The organism is Natronorubrum thiooxidans (assembly GCF_900156475.1).
Lineage (GTDB): Archaea > Halobacteriota > Halobacteria > Halobacteriales > Natrialbaceae > Natronorubrum > Natronorubrum thiooxidans.
In genome coordinates this window covers 553,332-569,380 of the sequence record NZ_FTNR01000001.1, presented here as the reverse complement: position 1 = coordinate 569,380, position 16,049 = coordinate 553,332, and the positions used below count along the sequence as shown (strand labels likewise).

Sequence of the window (16,049 nt, the reverse complement as noted above, 5' to 3'; positions counted from 1 at the left end):
CGTGTTGTACAGGACCCCCACGGTTGAAGGTTGGACTGGCACCTGAATACCCGAGGCTGTCCGCTACTCCCACTCGAAGTGGTCCGGGTCGCGGGCCGCCAGTGCCGTCCGAACCGCAGCAACGTTCTCGGCGACGTCGTGAACGCGGACGATATCGGCCCCGCGATCGGCTGCGAGCGCACTCGCCGCAACGGTTGCCTCGAGGCGCTCGCCGGGTTCACAGCCGACGTGGCCGAACATCGATTTGTGGGAGTGACCCACGAGGATCGGACAGTCGAGGGCGCGGAATTCGTCGACGCGACCGAGCATCTCGAAGCTCTCGCGGGCCGATTTGCCGAACCCGATCCCGGGATCGACGACGATCCGCTCGCGGTCGACGCCGGCCTTCTCGGCGAGGAGGATCCGCTCGGAGAGCTGATCGATCACGTCCTCGACGACGTCGTCGTACTCGACGTCACGGTCGGGGACGACGATCGAGTCGATACTGTGCATCACGACCAGTCCCGCGTCGTACTCGGCCGCGACGAACCGCATCTCGGGATCCTCGAGGCCCGAGACGTCGTTGATGATATCCGCGCCGGCCTCGAGGGCGGCCTCGGCGACGGCGGCTTTGCGGGTATCGATCGAGAGATGGGCGTCGAGATCCGCGATCCGCTCGATGACGGGAACGACGCGGTCGATTTCGTCCTCGACCGGGACGGGATCGGCACCCGGACGCGTCGACTCGCCGCCGACGTCGATCACGTCGACGCCGGCCTCGACCATCGCCTCGGCGCGGGAAACGGCGTCCTCGAGGGCGTCGTACTCGCCGCCGTCGTGGAAGCTATCGGGCGTGACGTTCAGGATGCCCATCACCGCGGTGTGGTCGTTCCACGGATACTGCGGGTCGTCGGCGTCCGAACCGGATTCGGATTCGTTCGCGTCGAGGTCGAGAGTCTCACGAAGCGCTCGCGTGACGTCTGTCACGCCGTGGTCGGCCGGCGTGTCCGACTCGAGGACCTCGACGAGACGCTCGAACTGTGAGACGGTCCCCATCAGCACGGCGTCGACTGACTCGTCCTCGCGCTCGAGCCCGGAAAGCGCGCATTCGCCGCCGAGCCGCAACAGCTCCTGTTTGACTGTGGTGGCCTGGCGATAGCCGACTGTCGTCTTGACGACGCGGTGGACCGCATCACCACGTAGTCGACGGCTGCCGGCGTCAGGGACGTCCGCCGTGGCAAGCATTTCTCGGGCGTCCGCGCTGTTGCGGATCCGCTTTGGGACGCCAGCGCTCGTCCAGCGCGAGCGGGCTTCCGCGACGGCAAACAGCGAGCCGGTGACGAGGACACAGTCGTCGCTGCCGGCGTCTTCGAGCGCGCGTTCAAGGGCGTCCTGTACGGTTGTGTCCGTGCGAGCGTCGTCGACGCCGGCGTCCCGAAACACCGCTGCGAGGACGTCGCGGTCTTCGGCGCGCTGGAGCGGCGGCTCCGTCGCGATCACTGACTCGGGGGTCGGCAGCGTGGCGGCCATCTCGCGGTGGTTCTTGTCGTGCATCGCCCCGAAGACGAGATGGAGGGCGTCGTAGTCGTAGGTGCCAAGCGTCTCTGCGAGTCCCTCGCAGGCACCGGGGTTGTGCGCGCCGTCGAGGACGACGAGCGGGTCCGTGTCCATCACTTCGAATCGACCCGGCCAGTGGGCGTTTCGTAGCCCGCGGGCCAGTTCGTCGTCGGTGATATCGACGATCTGGCGGGCGAGCGTGGCCGCGATCCCCGCGTTCGTGGCCTGGTGGGTTCCTGGCAGTGGAATCCGCGTCTCGAGGTGCCAGTCGTCGGCATCGATGGTGATGGCGGCCTCGGTGTGGTTCGTTCGGCCGCCGTAGGCGACCTGCACGTCCGGCTCCGGCACGTCAGTGTCCGACTCGGCTGTCCCTGAGCCGACCGTGACGACGTCGCCCGCAACCGCTCGAATCGCCTCGAGTGTGTCGCCGGAGACGCCAGTAACGAGCGGCGTATCGCTGGGAGCGACGTGGGCTTTGTCGCGGGCGATTTCGGCTTCCGTGTCGCCGAGGATTCCTGTATGCTCTAAGGTAACGCTCGTCACGGCGCTTGCGACTGGGTCGACAACACTCGTCGCGTCGTATCGGCCGCCGATTCCGACCTCGAGGACAGCGACGTCGACGTCCTCGCGGCCGAACTGCCAGATCGCCATCGCCGTCATCGTCTCGAAGAAGGTGGGCGAATCGCCGTCGGCACCGCGGCTCGTGACGTACTCGCGGGCGGTCTCGACGTACTCACAGACTGCCGACCGCGGAATCTTGCGCCCGTCGACGCGGACCCGTTCGCGCAGGTCCTCGAGGTGTGGCGAGGTGTAGAGGCCGACCGAAAGGCCGGCTTCGCGGAGGCTTCGCTCGAGCATCCGCGCCGTCGATCCTTTCCCGTTGGAGCCGGCGATCTGGACGAACTCGACGTCCTCGTGGGGGTTCTCGAGATGGGCGAGCAGCCGCGCCGTCGACTCCGTCCCCGGTTTCGGGCGGAACCGCCGCAGATCGAATAAAAAGTCCGCAGCCTCGTGATACTCCATATCTCACCCAGAGAGTCCGCGCGCTTAGGGGTGTCGGACTCGCCGCTGGTCGGCAACTCGAGAATAATGTGGGCGACAGAATCGGCGACTACGAACGGAGCGTGGAGACCGCGTTCCGACCACCGAGATGGCGCGTTCTGTTGACGAGGTAGACCACCGACAGGCACCAGAGCGCACCGAGGAAGCTGTAGCTGGCGTATCCGGGCGGGTACGAAACCCCGCGAACGACCCTCAGAAAATAGACGGCCACAGCGACACCGACCGGGCCGCCAACGTACAGCCACACGCTCGGGAACCAGTCAGTCGCGCGGTTCCGGGGTGCAGTTGCGTCGATGAACAACCCACCGAGAGTCATGATCGAAAGCGGGACCAGAACGAACAGGCCCGCGACCACGAGGCCGATTTCGAGACCGCTGTCGGGGCGTACCCCGAGCGCATAGTACAACACGACCGGGGCAGCGAGTGCGTACACGGCGACGACCAGCCACCACCTCGAGTCGGCGACAGATTTCTCACCGGCATCTGCGGTCTCCACCAGCCGGTGCTCGCTATCGACGCGCGTTCGCACCCAGTCGGCAAACGCAGCGCTGCCCATCGTGACCAGCACGGTGAACCCGACGCCAAGCACAAGGGCAACCGGTATGACAGCGACCGCAACGACGGTCAGCCTCGAGGACAGCGTCCCGACCGACGAGACCGTGTTCGCGATGAAGACGAGCCCCGTCGCACTCGAGCCGACGAGGCCGGTCCAGAACCCGGCGCGGCGCCCATCCGTCGGTCGATCGTGATAGTGGACGCCGACGAGCAATCCGGCCAGCAACAGCGGCGTCCCGGCAACAGAGCCGCCGATGACGACACCGTCGCCACTCGACACCGATCCCCACGAGAGGGCGAGCGTGAACGGAATCGAGGCGAGGCCGACGAGGATCGCAACCCGAAGCTCTTCGTCGGTCACACCCTCACGAAGGGCGGCCAGCCACGACATCTTAATCCAGCGACGGCTCCGCCGAGTGACCGTCCTCGCCGTCAGGCGTCTCCTGTGTGACCTCGAGGAACGCGTCCTCGAGGCTCCGTACCTCGCCGGTTTCGGCGCGGGATTTCAGCGTTTCGGGGTCGCCTTGTGCGACCAGTTCGCCCTCGCGAAGGACGCCGATCTCGTCGGCCAGTTCGTCGACGACCGGGAGGATGTGCGTCGAGAGAAAGATGGTCATCTCCCGGTCCGCGAGGTCGGCAATTGTCTCGCGCATTGTCCGGGCTGCACGGGGATCGAGCCCGCTTGTCGGCTCGTCGAGGAAGGCGACGGCGGGTTCGTGGAGGACTGCCTGGATGACGCCGACTTTCTGGCGCATCCCTTTCGAGTAGCCCTCGATCCGCCGGTTCGCGTCGTCGACGAGGTCGAAGCGCTCGAGCAGCGAGTCGATCCGTTCGGTCGCCTCGGCTTCGGGCAGGTCCCGCAGGCCGGCGGCGTACTCGAGTTGTTCGCGGCCGGTGAGTTCGTCGTAGATCGGCGGCTCCTCGGGCAGATAGCCGATGTGGGGTGTGACGGACTCGCGGTCGGCGATCGAGTGGCCGGCGACGCGGGCCGTCCCCGACGTGGGTCTGGTAAGCGTCGTCAGCATCCGCATCGTCGTCGTCTTGCCCGCGCCGTTGGGACCGAGAAAGCCGTAGACCGTTCCCCGGTCGACGGTCATGGTCAGCCCGGAGACGGCCGTCGTCTCCCCGTAGCGTTTCGTGAGGGCGTCGGTTTCGATGGCAGGGGTACCAGCAGGGCACATATGCGTTCTCTTTCAGCACGATCTGTATAAATGTACACATGTTTTGCCGGCTACTGTCCGCGACGATCGGACTCGAGTCGATCCGACAGAATGACAAAAACCGAACTATTTACTGGATGCGGAACGCCCTCCCGAGCATGGTCCTCCACGCGAACTGCAGTCTTCGAGTTGGTGGTGATCGCTGATGGCTCGTGTCCCACTCACCGTCGCCAGCACGGAGTTTCGGCGAACGGTTCGGGCGGTGTCGACCGAACGAACGAAACTGCTGTTGATGGCGCTGCTCGCGCTGTTTATGATCGGCCCGATTACGGTAGTCGGCGGCTACCTCCTCCCCAGCCTTGGCGCGGAGTTCGCCGGAGAGACACTCCCGACAGACGCCACGACGGTGACGGCACTCGTCACCGGTGGCGTTGCCGTCGGCTGGCTGTTTCTGGCCTTTATGGCGGCCATTCGGGCGTTTACGGCCACCGCGAGCGTCGATAAACCGGCCTTCCTGCTCACCTCGACGTCGGTCCGAAACACGGTCATCGGCGTTATCGGCGCCGAAATCCTGCTGTTTGCGCTCTGGGTCGTCCCGCCGACGCTGGTGCTTTCGAGTGCCTTTGCCTACGGAGCAGGAACCGTACTGCCGGTTCCGTTCGCAGTGTTCGTCGTCGTCCTTTCACTTGCGACCACCGTACCCGTCGGCTTCGTGGTCGGCATCTGCGCCAAGCATCTGGTCACCGTCTACGAGCCGGTCGCTCGATACCGAACGATCCTGTTCGTCGGCTTCTGGGTGCTGTACTTCGGTGCGCTCGCGACCGGCCGGTTCGATCTGGTCATGAGTCGGCTGTTTACCCTCCTGCAGGATAGCCCGCTCGGCTGGCCCGGCCACCTCCTCTTGACCGGGCTTCCGAACGTCCCTGCCTCGAGTCCACTCGTCCTCGGTGCGGTCGTCGGCACGGTCGTCATCAGCACGGCCACCGTCGCTATCGGGATCGCCGCCGCGCGAATCCACTGGTTCGCCGATCCGGCGCGGTTCGAGGACGCCCCCGAATCAACCGCGACCGAATCCTCGAGTCGGCTCGCTGGCGTCCTCTCTCGCGGTCTACCACGACCAGTTCAGACGGTAACAGTCACGGCGATCCGCCGAACCAGGCGCGCCCCGATTCGGCTGGCGTACGTCGGCTACCCGCTGTTCGGCGCAATCGGGTTCGTTCAGGGCATCATCCAGAGCGGCACGGTTCCCGAGCATGTCGCCGTGGTCCTCTCGCTGTACGTCGTCTGGGCTGCCGGCGCGCTGTTCACGCTGAACCCCCTTGGCGACCTCGGGCGGGCGCTGCCCGCCGTCGTCACCTCGACGCTCACCGGCCGCCAAGCCATCACCGGGCTGGTGGTCGCCGGGGTGGTCGTTGCCGCCCCCATCGCGGGGCTCGTCTCGCTCGTCTTGGGCGTCGTCAGCCCGCTCTCGCTCGAGCAGACCGCCGTCTTGGTCGGCGGGACGGTCGTCGGCACCGCCGTGACGCCGGCGCTTGCGACCGGGGTCGGCACGGCAGCGCCCCGCTTTGGCAGCGTCAATGTCACGAACAACCGCGAGGCGGTGATGCCGAGCAAGACCGCCTTCATCATCTACTCGGTCGCAATCGTCCTCCCGACGACCGCTGCGGTCGTCCTCTACACTGACTCTGCCGCAGTAATTGCCGAGTTGGCCGGGGCGGTCTCCGCAATGGCACCCGTCCCCGACGTGTCGGTTTCGGCCCGCGGGCTCACCATCACTGCCTGGACCGTCTTGGGAATCGGCGTGCTCGCGCCACTGGTGTCGTACTTCTACGCCATCGAGCGATTCGACTGGTACACGCTCGAGTGACCCTCGAGCCAGTACTCAAGGGTGAGCGGACGCCGTCACTTCCTCGAATCGGATAGTATGCTCCACAGGAGTTAGCAGCCGTTCGCGAACGCTATTTTAAGCTCGTGGCCGACCTACGCTCTCCGTTCCTCGTGGAATTGTAAGTGGAAATGACAGCCACAGTACTCAGACCCGAAAGCTCGCGCCGAACCGTCCTCAAAACGATCGGTGCACTCAGTCTCGGCAGTATCGGCGTCGCAGGTCGGGCACGCGCACAGGAAACGGCAATCCCAACAGAACCGGCGCTGTACCAGATTCGCATGGCCGGGCAGACATCCTTCGAGGAATTCGACAGAGAAGGGCAGTTCTTTGTCACCCCACCAGTTGGACAGAATCAATCCGGGCCTCGAGATGTCGCCGTGATATCCGGCAACCCGCTGGGGGCACCGGAGAGCGGAGCGCTCGCGTTCTACACGAACACCGCACTCCGAACCGTGTTGAATACGGGCGGCGATCGAACGCTCAACGATGCGGCAATACCGATCGGCTCTGTTCAGGTAGACGACGCATCGGGTCTCCTCCGGGCCGAACACATCGAAGATTTAGGCGTCGACCTCCCACCGGGCGTTACTGCGGGATTGCAGGTCAACATCTTCACGCCCAGATCGGGAATCGTCGCGCCGCTTTACGAAGTCGGTGCCGGCATCGTCGATGCACAGTTTCACAGCGGAAACCAGGTCGACGGCACCATGGAGTTCGTCGGAACGTCACTGGGTGGTGCCGCCGATCAAGGAGCAGTCAGTGCCCAGTTCACCGGGGTGTCTTGATTCGCTCAAGACACCGAGCCAGTTGCGAGCCGGCTTAGTCCGAGCGGCCCCACTTTGCGGCCTGCTTCGGACGATCCGTCACGGAGGCGACCTCAAGGTCGCCGTCGAACTCGTCGAGCGCTTCGACGTAGGCCTCGGCACTCGCCACCGTCGACAGGTACGGAATCTCCTCTTCGACGGCCATCTCGAGCGAATCGCGGTCGCGGCTGACGACGAAGTCAACCTTGCTCTCGCGGATCGCCTGTGGCACGTCGTCGAATTCTTCGACGTCGAAGTGGTTCTCGAAGCCGTCGACATCGAGGTCGACCACGGCAGTCCCTTCGCTGACGGCGTTGGAGGACGCCTGCTGGGCCTTCCAGTAGGCCGTGCCAAACTCGCTTGCGGTGCCCATCACTTCGCCGGTGGACTTCATCTCCGGGCCGAGACGCGGGTCTGACCCCGGCAGACGGTCGAACGGCAGGACGACCTCTTTGATCGAGGTGTGGTCGGGAATCTGCTCGTCGGTCTCGAGACTCGCGAGCGTCTCGCCGGCCATCACCTGGGCGGCGAGTTTGGCGATCGGGACGCCGGTCGCCTTCGAGACGAATGGGACGGTACGCGAGGAACGCGGGTTCGCCTCGAGGACGTACACCTCGCCGTCTTTGACGGCCAACTGGACGTTCATCAGGCCCTTCGTCTTCAGGGCCGAGGCGATGTCCTCGGTGACCTCACGAACGCGCTCTAAGGTGTCTTCGTCGAGCGAGCGCGGCGGGATCATACACGCGGAGTCGCCGGAGTGGACACCGGCGGTCTCGACGTGTTCCATGATGCCGCCGATGAGGATCGTGCGGCCATCGGAGACGGCGTCGACGTCGAGTTCGATCGCCTCCTCGAGGAAGTCGTCGACGAGGATCGGTTTGTCCGGACTGACGCGGACGGCTTCCTCGATGTAGGTCTCGAGTTCCTCGTCGCTGTAGACGACGTCCATTGCGCGTCCACCGAGGACGTAGGACGGGCGGACGAGGACGGGGTAGCCGATGTCGTGTGCGAGTTCGAGGGCCTCCGCCTTCGAGAAGGCAGTGCCGCCGTCGGGCTGGGCGATGCCCAGTTCGTCCATCAGGGCGTTGAAGCGGTCGCGGTCCTCCGCAAGGTCCATCGCCGTGACGGAGGTCCCCATGACCTCACACGCGAGGCCGCGGCGTTCGATCTCGTCTTCGAGCGGTTCGGCGATGTTGACGGAGGTCTGGCCGCCGAACTGGACCATCACGCCGTCGGCGTCGATCGCTTCGGCGACGTCGGCGACTTCCTCGGCCGTGATCGGCTCGAAGAACAGCCCGTCGGAGGTATCGTAGTCCGTCGAGACGGTTTCGGGGTTGTTGTTGACGACGTGGGCGTCGATTCCGAGTTCGCGCAGGGCGCGAACCGCGTGAACCGAGCAGTAGTCGAACTCGACTCCCTGTCCGATGCGGATCGGGCCACCGCCGACGACGATCACGCTCTCGATGTCGCGGTCGACCTCGAGTTCGCCCGAGGCGGCGTCGCCCACGAGCGGTCCGGCCTCGAACTCGTTTTTTCGCGCGGAGTAATAATACGGCGTCTCGGCCTCGAACTCGCCGGCACAGGTGTCGACCTGTTTGTAGGTGCGGCCAGGGACGTCCTGCTCGACGGTGTCGATATCGGTTCCCGCAGACGCAGCGATCGAGGTGTTGGTCTGGCCAACGATTGCGGCCGCGGTGAAGTCACCTGCCTGAGCAGCACGCGTCGAGTCGGCGATGTTCTTGTACCGTTCGGTGTACCACTCGAAGATACCCGTCAGGTCGACGACCTCGTCGACCGTGTAGCCGCGTTCGAAGGCCTCGAACATCGCGTAGGGACGGTCCGGGGTCGGCGTCTCGAGGTAGTCGGCCTCGAGTGCCTCGTCGCTCACGTCGTCCCAGTCGACGTCGGGCTCATACTCCGAGGAGCGAAGGGCTTTGAGCAGGGATTCCTCGAAATTGCGGCCGATCGCCATCGCCTCGCCGGTCGACTTCATCGCCGTGGTCAGCTCGAAGTCGACGTCGTCGAACTTGTCCTTGGGCCATCGCGGGACCTTGGTAACCACGTAGTCGATCGCCGGCTCGAACGCGGCGGTCGTCTCGCCGGTAATTTCGTTTTCGATCTCGTGGAGACGCTTGCCGAGGGCGACCTTTGCGGTCACACGCGCGATCGGATACCCGGTCGCCTTCGAGGCGAGCGCCGAGGAACGGGAGACGCGCGGGTTCACTTCGACGACCCGATACTCTCCGCCCGGCGTGCCGTCGTCGCGCCAGGCGAACTGGATGTTACAACCGCCCTGAATGCCGAGTTCGCGGATGACGTCGAGGGCTGCGGTGCGCATTTCCTGGTGGCCCTCGTCGGGGACGAGTTGGGAGGGCGTGACGACCGTCGACTCCCCGGTATGGATCCCCATCGGGTCGATGTTCTCCATGTTACAGATGATGATACAGGAGTCGTCGGCGTCGCGCATGACCTCGTACTCGTACTCGACCCAGCCGGCGATCGACTCGGTGAGCAGGACTTCGCTGTTACGCGAAAGACGCAGCCCCTTGCGAACACGCGCTAAGAGCTCGTCCATCTCCTCGACGACGCCCGAGCCGCTACCACCGAGCGTGTAGGTCGTTCGGGAGATCACCGGGAGGCCGCCGACCTCGTCGACGGCGGCCTCGACGCGCTCGCGGATGTCCTCGTCACTGAGTTCGGTGACTGATTCGCCCTCCTCGAGCGAGATCGTCGTCGACCGGGGTACTGGCTGGCCGATCTTCTCCATGCGCTTTCGGAACAGGTCGCGGTCCTCGGTCGCATAAATCGTCTCCAGCGGCGTCCCCATGATCTCGACGTCGTGTTCCTCCAGGACGCCCTCCTCGGCGAGCCCGGCCGTGACGTTCAGTCCAGTCTGGCCACCGAGGCCGGCGATGACGCCGTCTGGGTTTTCCTTGCGAATAATCTCGGCGATGGCATCGGTCGTGATCGGCTCGATGTAGACCTCGTCGGCCATCTCCGGGTCGGTCATGATCGTTGCGGGGTTCGAGTTGACGAGGACGACGCGAGCGCCCTCTTCTTGGAGCGCCCGACAGGCCTGCGCGCCGGAGTAGTCGAACTCGGCTGCCTGCCCGATCTGGATCGGTCCACTGCCGATCAACAGGATCGTGCGTCCGTCACCTGTGTCGCCCTCGCCCTGATTGTCCGTGCTCATTTGCTTGTTCATCCGAAGTTCGTACATCGTAATAAGCCCCACGATACAGTACGAATCTCGAAATGGCTTTTCGAAATTCGAACTGCGGTGGCTGCCAGCGCGCCACCGTGGTCGATCGGCGCCCTTATCGACGGCCACGCGGTGTCCACACGTCGGTGCCGACACAGCGCGGAGTGCCACACGCCCGTTAATTTATTAATCCGATAACATTATAGCTATACCCACCATCGGTGATACCGGACCCAATCTATATCTCTATACTGGCAAGAGAGATGTGTATGAAACCAGCGGGCGGATCGGCGCGCGAGAACGCCCAGCCGGAGTGCATCCGGGTCGTCCATGTCGCTTCCGAGTCGACGGTTGCAGCCCGGACTGCCGACGGACTGGAACGCGAAGACGACCGGCTCGAGACGGTGACGGCCGCCACCGCAGCCGAAGCACTCGAGTATCTCGAGGAGACCTCTGTCGACTGTATCGTCTCGGCATACGACATCCCCGATATGGACGGCCTGACGTTTCTGAAACGGGTTCGCACGCGGGATGAAGACCTCCCGTTTGTGATGTTTACCGCAAACGGCTCCGAGAAACTCGCCAGCGACGCCATTGCCGCGGGCGTCACGGACTACGTGCGCAAAGACGAGGAGACCAGCCAGTCGCCCGTGCTGGCGAACAGGATCGTCACCGCCGTCGAGGCGACACGTACTCGCCGCCAGCGAACACGCCAGCTTCAGGCGATCGAGACCGCACAGGAAGGGATCAGTATGCTCGATTCGGTGGGGCGATTCACGTACGTCAACCAGTCATATGCCGATTGCTTCGGATACGACCCCGAGGAGCTGCTCGGAAAGCACTGGGACGTGCTGTACGAAGAAGACGAAGCCACGTACGTCTCCGAGGAGTTGCTTCCAACGGTGATGGAGACTGGTGGCTGGCATGGCGAGTCGGTCGGCGTCCGGGCGGACGGCAGCCGGATCATCGTGGATCACACGCTCTCGCGGACCGAGCACGATGGCCTCATCTGTACCGTCCGTGATATCACCGACCGAAAGGAGCGTAAACACGAACTCGAGCGCTACGAGACGATTCTTGAGGCGATCCCCGACGAGGTGTACGTACTGGACGCAGACGGCGTCTTCACGGCCGTGATCCCGCCGACTGATTCGACCCTGACGACGTCGGGATACCGGCCTGCGGAACTGATCGGCGAACACGTCTCGCTCATCCTCAACGATGACGATATCGCAAAGGGCGAGACTGAAATTCGACGACTGCTGGGCCAGGATGACCGCGAGAAGGCATCGTTCGAACTCGATCTACACACGAAAGACGGTGATCGAATTCCAAACGAAAACCACATCGCGTTGTTACCGATGACTGCAGACGAGCGGTTTCAGGGGACTGTCGGCGTCCTCCGTGATATCACCGACCGGAAGGAGCGCGAACGCAAACTGAAACGGCAGAACGAACGCCTCGAGTCGTTTGCCAGTATCGTTTCGCACGATCTTCGAAACCCGTTGAACGTGGCACAGGGGCAACTCGAGTTGGCTCGGGAACAGGCCGATAACGACCACCTCGAGGCGGTGGCTGCCTCCCACGAGCGCATGCAAGCCCTGATCGAGAATCTCCTCACGGTCGCCCGCGAAGAGAAACCGGTGACCAAGACCGAGCCGATCGACCTCGAGACGATCGCTCGAACGTGCTGGCGACACGTCGAAACCGCCGATGCGACGCTTATTACGGCCACCGATGCCGTCGTTCGAGGCGACAGAGCCAGACTCAGACGCTTGCTGGAGAACCTGATCCGAAACAGTGTCGAGCATGGCTCGACACGCTCTGACTCGCACACTCGTCAGAACAGTGTTGAGCATGGCTCAACGAGCAGTCGGCCGCAGGCCGACGACAGTGTCGAGCACGGCTCGACACACCCTGAACACGCTGGCGACGGTGGGGACGTGACAGTCACGGTCGGTGATCTCTCGGCGGAGACAGGGTTTTACATCGAAGACGACGGGCCCGGTATTCCGCCCGACCAGCGCGACGCGGTGTTTGAAATGGGGTACTCGATGGCGGCCGGCAGCACTGGCCTCGGGCTCGCCATCGTCGAGCGAATCGCCGAAAACCACGGCTGGACAGTGACTGTCACCGAGAGCAACGCCGGTGGTGCACGGTTCGAGTTCCGCGACGTCAACCTCGAGCAGTGAATCGCCTCAGAGTGCGCGGTCGTGTTCGCTCTCGAAATCGCGCTGGCGACGATACTGGTCGACGAACTCGCTGACGTCGAACTCGAGCATCTGTGACTCGAAGTCGGTGACAGCGGTGTCGTCTTCGGCGTGGCTGATCGCGTGGTCCATGAGTTCGACGACGAGTTCGACGATAATCTCGTGGAGCCGCCGGGCGTCAAACTCGGTCACCCACACCATCGCGTAGCCGACGCGACCATCATCGCTGCCGTCGTAGGTGGCGACCTTCTCGGGGAACTCCTCTAAGACGATGCCCATCAGGTGGGGCGTGCCGAACGCGTCGAACTCGTCGTCTGTCTCGATCGTCTCTTGCAGGACGGCCACGAGCGATTCGGGGAAGAATCGGGACGGCGGATGGACGTCAGTGACGACGGCGTGTGTATCGCCGTTGGCGCACGTATATTCGCGCATCCCAAGATCGATCTCGTGTGGATCGATCGTCGTCCCACAGGGTAACTCGAGGGTTCGATCGCCGCCGGAACCCGGTACGCGGGGTTCTGCCATTGAGCATCGTTGGACTGGACCGGCAATAAGGGCGACGACTCGGGCGGTCGGCCGCCGTGTCGAGTGGTTAGAAGTCCGCCTTATCGAACAGCGAGTAGCCGACAACGACTGAGACGAGCAGCCAGCCGGCGAGGATGACGAGCCCGATCTCGGGGGACGTATAGAACGGCTCGGCCTCGGCGGCCGTTACCTCGACGCCGGCACCGGCCTGGGCCGGGTCAGCGCCGACCGTCTCCGCGAGGTCTGGCAACAGGGCGACGACCGTCGAAAAATACGCCGCCGAGGGCGGGATCTGCATCACGGGATACACCCAGTCGGGAATCGTCGTTGGAAGCGAAAACCCCTCGACGACGTAGAGGAGTCCCATCGGGATCACGTCCCATAGCAGTTCGAAGACGACAAAGAAGCCAAGCGCAAGCGTTGTGGCGCGTGATGTCGACCCCGTCGTCGCCGAGATACCGACGATGATCGACGCGTAGACCGCCGTAAACGCAAGCGTGGCGAGGACGAACACCAGTACCGCGGCGACATCGAGGTCGCCGAGTAACACGGCACCGAATCCGAGGCCGACCACGAGCCCAACGCCGAGGCCAAACGCGAGGACGGCGGCTCGACCGATGACTTTCCCGACGAAAACCCGCCCACGCGTCGTCGGCAAGGAGAGCAACAGCTTGATGCTCCCGAGTTCGCGCTCGCCCGCAATGGATTTGTAACAGACGACGATCGCCGCCAGCGGGACGAACAGTCCAATGAGGCCGATGGTAAAGAAGATCAGCCCGCCGAACGTTGCGCCGCCCGGCGTGCCAAACATCTCGGGCAGTTCGACGTATGCGTACGTCGAGATGACCGAGAGGAGCACGAAGACGGCGACGAGCGCCCACAGTGCCCGCGATTGGACGGCATCCCGAAAATCCTTCTTTGCGACGGTGAGCCACGTCATGCTTCGACCTCCTTGCCTTCGTTGGTGTAGCGGACGAACAGGTCCTCGAGCGACGATTCGACGACCGAGAAGTCCTGCACCCCAGCCACCTCGTCGATGGCGTGTAAGACGCCGAACTTCGAGACGCCGTCAACAGTCACCCGCAGGCGACCGTCGTCGATCGCCGCAGTTCCGACGCCCTCGAGTCCTCGGACTCGCTCGAGGACTCCCTCGTCGAGCGTCGAGACGTAGACGTACAGCGTTTCGCCGATCTCCGTCGCGTTCCGAAGCCCATCGATCGTATCGACGGCGACGAGGTGGCCGGCATCGATGATCGCGACGCGGTCACAGACCGCCTCGACCTGTTCCATGATGTGACTCGAGAAGAAGACGGTCGTTCCGCGGTCGTTCTCCTGACGAATGATCTCGCGCATCTCGCGGGCACCGTTCGGATCGAGTCCAGTCGAGGGCTCATCCAGGACGAGCAGGTCGGGGTCGCCGACGAGCGCCATGGCGAGCACCAGTCGCTGGCGCATCCCCTTCGAGTAGCCGCCCGCCTTCCGGTCGGCGGCGTCGGCGACCCGGACGCGCTCGAGTAACGCCTCTGGGTCGTCGTCGACGCCTTTCATCTCGATGGCGAACTCGACGTGCTGGCGACCGGTGAGGCGGTCGTAGACGTGGTAAGCGTCCGGGAGCACGCCGGTCCGACGGCGGACGATTTCGCCTTCTGTCTGGGCGTCGTGACCCAGCACGGTTGCGGTTCCCGAAGTCGGGCGAATGAAATCCAGCAGGATATCGATCGCTGTCGACTTGCCCGCGCCGTTTGGCCCCAGAAAGCCGAAGATCTCGCCCTCTTCGACGGTTAGATCGAGGTCGTCGACGGCGACGACGTCACCAAAACGTTTCGTTAGCCCCTCGAGTTCAATCGCGGCCATGCTCGATCCTCCGAGATGCAGTCACAGTAGACAGTACGATGGGGTGCATGGAGAACACATAAACGGGGGATTGGATAAATATTGTCGTTTATTTTATATATTGACAGCGAGACTACTCAAAGATATTTGAGCCGGGACGGAGACACGACCGAGACAGACAGCTGTCGAGTGATACACGCACGTCGGTCTGTCGTCCACTGTCGGTGGAGTGACCCTGATACCGGCGCGAGTCGGCGGTCAGCAGTTGTCAGTTGAGACGGCCGTAACCCGAAACGAGTCGTCGATCTGCGGGTCAGATGCTGCCCTCATTGTTGGACGATGCGATTGGTGCCGTCTGCGTGCATCGCTCGAAAAGAACTCACCACTCAGCAGCCGATGCCCGGGGATGCCCTAGGGCCAGTCGTCTCGAACCGGCTCGGGGTCGTCGTCCTCGCTGTCGACGTTCGTTGCGAGGATCCAGTCGGCGGCCTCGGCAGCGTCCTCGACGGCGAGATACTCCCAGCCGACGTCGTCGGCCAACTGTTCGTCGTCGTCGTTCGAGCCAACGAAGACGTATCGGTCGGTGTCGAACTGGTTTTTGACGCCCTCGAGGCTCTCGGCTTTCCCGCGCGGGCCGGAGAAGAAGTCCTGTCGGATGCGGTTTTTCCGCGTGAAGTTCGTCACGACGTAGGTGGGTTTCTCGGAGACGACGCCGATGTACTCGGTCCAGCCTCTGGCGTCTTCGAAAACGGTCTCGGGTGAGGCGAGTTCTTTCAGCGCCTCGAGTTCGAACGCCAGGGTCATATCGCTACCGCCGTTCATACGGTACCGAAGGCCCGCGCTGGGGAAAACGGCTTCGATACGTTCGACAACTGATCAGTCGGCTATGGTACCGACTCAAACAGGTCACACACCGACCGCACAGCTATCGAGCGAGCGAGTGTGCACTGCCGTTCAGTGGCTACTATAGCGTGTTGCTACATCAAATCGACTCTGTAGTACTCGGTCCCAACGATTACATCGCCGGCATCGAGTCCCATTTCAGCGGCCGTGATCGGTCGGTTCCCTTCGACTGCCGCATAAAACGTGTCCAGTGTCTCCGTCTCGAGTTGATCGACGTGACGGACGGTCGCGTCCGGGCTGACGGATTCGATTCGGGTGAGTTTGAGCGACGACCCTCGGAGTTCACTGGTTGCCATGTGCATTGGTACCAAATGTCTGTATTGTACTTAACAATTGTGTCTCCGGAAAAACGGGAGCACTCGAGCGACAGCG

Annotated in this window: 12 protein-coding genes; 3 read left to right on the top strand and 9 right to left on the bottom strand. The window is 63.6% G+C overall.

The window, feature by feature from the left end:
- Nucleotides 1-63 precede the first annotated feature (63 nt).
- The 3 genes from folP to BW940_RS02805 form a co-directional block, all read right to left on the bottom strand.
- Complete coding sequence (gene folP, locus BW940_RS02815) at nucleotides 64-2,559, bottom strand: dihydropteroate synthase (protein WP_076607645.1); 2,496 nt, start codon at nucleotides 2,557-2,559, stop codon at nucleotides 64-66.
- Nucleotides 2,560-2,647: 88 nt separating this feature from the next.
- A complete protein-coding gene (locus BW940_RS02810; protein ID WP_076607644.1) occupies nucleotides 2,648-3,544 on the bottom strand; it encodes a hypothetical protein in 897 nt (298 codons plus the stop codon).
- 1 nt (nucleotide 3,545) lies between these two features.
- Nucleotides 3,546-4,334, bottom strand: coding sequence for an ABC transporter ATP-binding protein (locus BW940_RS02805; protein ID WP_076607643.1), 789 nt, complete (start codon nucleotides 4,332-4,334; stop codon nucleotides 3,546-3,548).
- A gap of 184 nt (nucleotides 4,335-4,518) precedes the next feature.
- On the opposite strand from BW940_RS02805, the gene BW940_RS02800 reads away from it, so the two are divergent.
- Together BW940_RS02800 and BW940_RS02795 are read left to right on the top strand one after the other, a co-directional pair.
- Complete coding sequence (locus BW940_RS02800) at nucleotides 4,519-6,180, top strand: hypothetical protein (RefSeq protein ID WP_076607642.1); 1,662 nt, start codon at nucleotides 4,519-4,521, stop codon at nucleotides 6,178-6,180.
- Between the two features lie 149 nt (nucleotides 6,181-6,329).
- Nucleotides 6,330-6,986, top strand: coding sequence for a hypothetical protein (locus tag BW940_RS02795; RefSeq protein ID WP_076607641.1), 657 nt, complete (start codon nucleotides 6,330-6,332; stop codon nucleotides 6,984-6,986).
- A 34-nt stretch (nucleotides 6,987-7,020) separates the two neighbouring features.
- Here the strand turns inward: BW940_RS02795 and carB are convergent, their stop codons facing one another.
- Nucleotides 7,021-10,197: a carbamoyl-phosphate synthase large subunit gene (gene carB / locus BW940_RS02790; RefSeq protein WP_076607720.1), complete on the bottom strand. Its 3,177-nt coding sequence runs from the start codon at nucleotides 10,195-10,197 to the stop codon at nucleotides 7,021-7,023.
- A gap of 278 nt (nucleotides 10,198-10,475) precedes the next feature.
- Between carB and BW940_RS02785 the strand changes: the two genes are divergently transcribed.
- Entirely contained in the window at nucleotides 10,476-12,398 is a 1,923-nt protein-coding gene (locus tag BW940_RS02785; protein WP_084776717.1) for a PAS domain-containing sensor histidine kinase, read from the top strand.
- Between the two features lie 6 nt (nucleotides 12,399-12,404).
- Here BW940_RS02785 and BW940_RS02780 read toward each other — a convergent pair whose 3' ends face one another.
- From BW940_RS02780 to BW940_RS02760, 5 genes are all read right to left on the bottom strand, one after another.
- Nucleotides 12,405-12,941 (bottom strand): DUF5815 family protein, encoded by a 537-nt coding sequence (locus BW940_RS02780; protein ID WP_076607640.1) that lies wholly within the window; start codon nucleotides 12,939-12,941, stop codon nucleotides 12,405-12,407.
- Nucleotides 12,942-13,008: 67 nt separating this feature from the next.
- On the bottom strand, nucleotides 13,009-13,881 hold the full coding sequence (locus tag BW940_RS02775) for an ABC transporter permease subunit (protein WP_076607639.1): 873 nt from the start codon (nucleotides 13,879-13,881) through the stop codon (nucleotides 13,009-13,011).
- Nucleotides 13,878-14,795: an ABC transporter ATP-binding protein gene (locus tag BW940_RS02770; RefSeq protein ID WP_076607638.1), complete on the bottom strand. Its 918-nt coding sequence runs from the start codon at nucleotides 14,793-14,795 to the stop codon at nucleotides 13,878-13,880. The genes BW940_RS02775 and BW940_RS02770 overlap by 4 nt, the downstream gene beginning before the upstream one ends.
- 390 nt (nucleotides 14,796-15,185) lie before the next feature.
- Nucleotides 15,186-15,596, bottom strand: a complete 411-nt coding sequence (locus BW940_RS02765; RefSeq protein WP_076607637.1) for a DUF7124 domain-containing protein — start codon at nucleotides 15,594-15,596, stop codon at nucleotides 15,186-15,188.
- Nucleotides 15,597-15,751: 155 nt separating this feature from the next.
- Nucleotides 15,752-15,979 carry a hypothetical protein gene (locus BW940_RS02760; RefSeq protein WP_076607636.1) on the bottom strand — a complete coding sequence of 76 codons (228 nt, stop codon included), beginning with the start codon at nucleotides 15,977-15,979 and terminating at the stop codon, nucleotides 15,752-15,754.
- Between the last annotated feature and the right edge of the window lie 70 nt (nucleotides 15,980-16,049).

Excerpts from the sequence above, each read along its gene's own strand:
- folP (WP_076607645.1), bottom strand. The coding sequence starts at position 2,559 with ATGGAGTATCACGAGGCTGCGGACTTTTTATTCGATCTGCGGCGGTTC.
- BW940_RS02810 (WP_076607644.1), bottom strand. The coding sequence starts at position 3,544 with ATGTCGTGGCTGGCCGCCCTTCGTGAGGGTGTGACCGACGAAGAGCTT.
- BW940_RS02805 (WP_076607643.1), bottom strand. The coding sequence starts at position 4,334 with ATGTGCCCTGCTGGTACCCCTGCCATCGAAACCGACGCCCTCACGAAA.
- BW940_RS02800 (WP_076607642.1), top strand. The coding sequence starts at position 4,519 with ATGGCTCGTGTCCCACTCACCGTCGCCAGCACGGAGTTTCGGCGAACG.
- BW940_RS02795 (WP_076607641.1), top strand. The coding sequence starts at position 6,330 with ATGACAGCCACAGTACTCAGACCCGAAAGCTCGCGCCGAACCGTCCTC.
- carB (WP_076607720.1), bottom strand. The coding sequence starts at position 10,197 with ATGAGCACGGACAATCAGGGCGAGGGCGACACAGGTGACGGACGCACG.
- BW940_RS02785 (WP_084776717.1), top strand. The coding sequence starts at position 10,476 with ATGAAACCAGCGGGCGGATCGGCGCGCGAGAACGCCCAGCCGGAGTGC.
- BW940_RS02780 (WP_076607640.1), bottom strand. The coding sequence starts at position 12,941 with ATGGCAGAACCCCGCGTACCGGGTTCCGGCGGCGATCGAACCCTCGAG.
- BW940_RS02775 (WP_076607639.1), bottom strand. The coding sequence starts at position 13,881 with ATGACGTGGCTCACCGTCGCAAAGAAGGATTTTCGGGATGCCGTCCAA.
- BW940_RS02770 (WP_076607638.1), bottom strand. The coding sequence starts at position 14,795 with ATGGCCGCGATTGAACTCGAGGGGCTAACGAAACGTTTTGGTGACGTC.
- BW940_RS02765 (WP_076607637.1), bottom strand. The coding sequence starts at position 15,596 with ATGAACGGCGGTAGCGATATGACCCTGGCGTTCGAACTCGAGGCGCTG.
- BW940_RS02760 (WP_076607636.1), bottom strand. The coding sequence starts at position 15,979 with ATGCACATGGCAACCAGTGAACTCCGAGGGTCGTCGCTCAAACTCACC.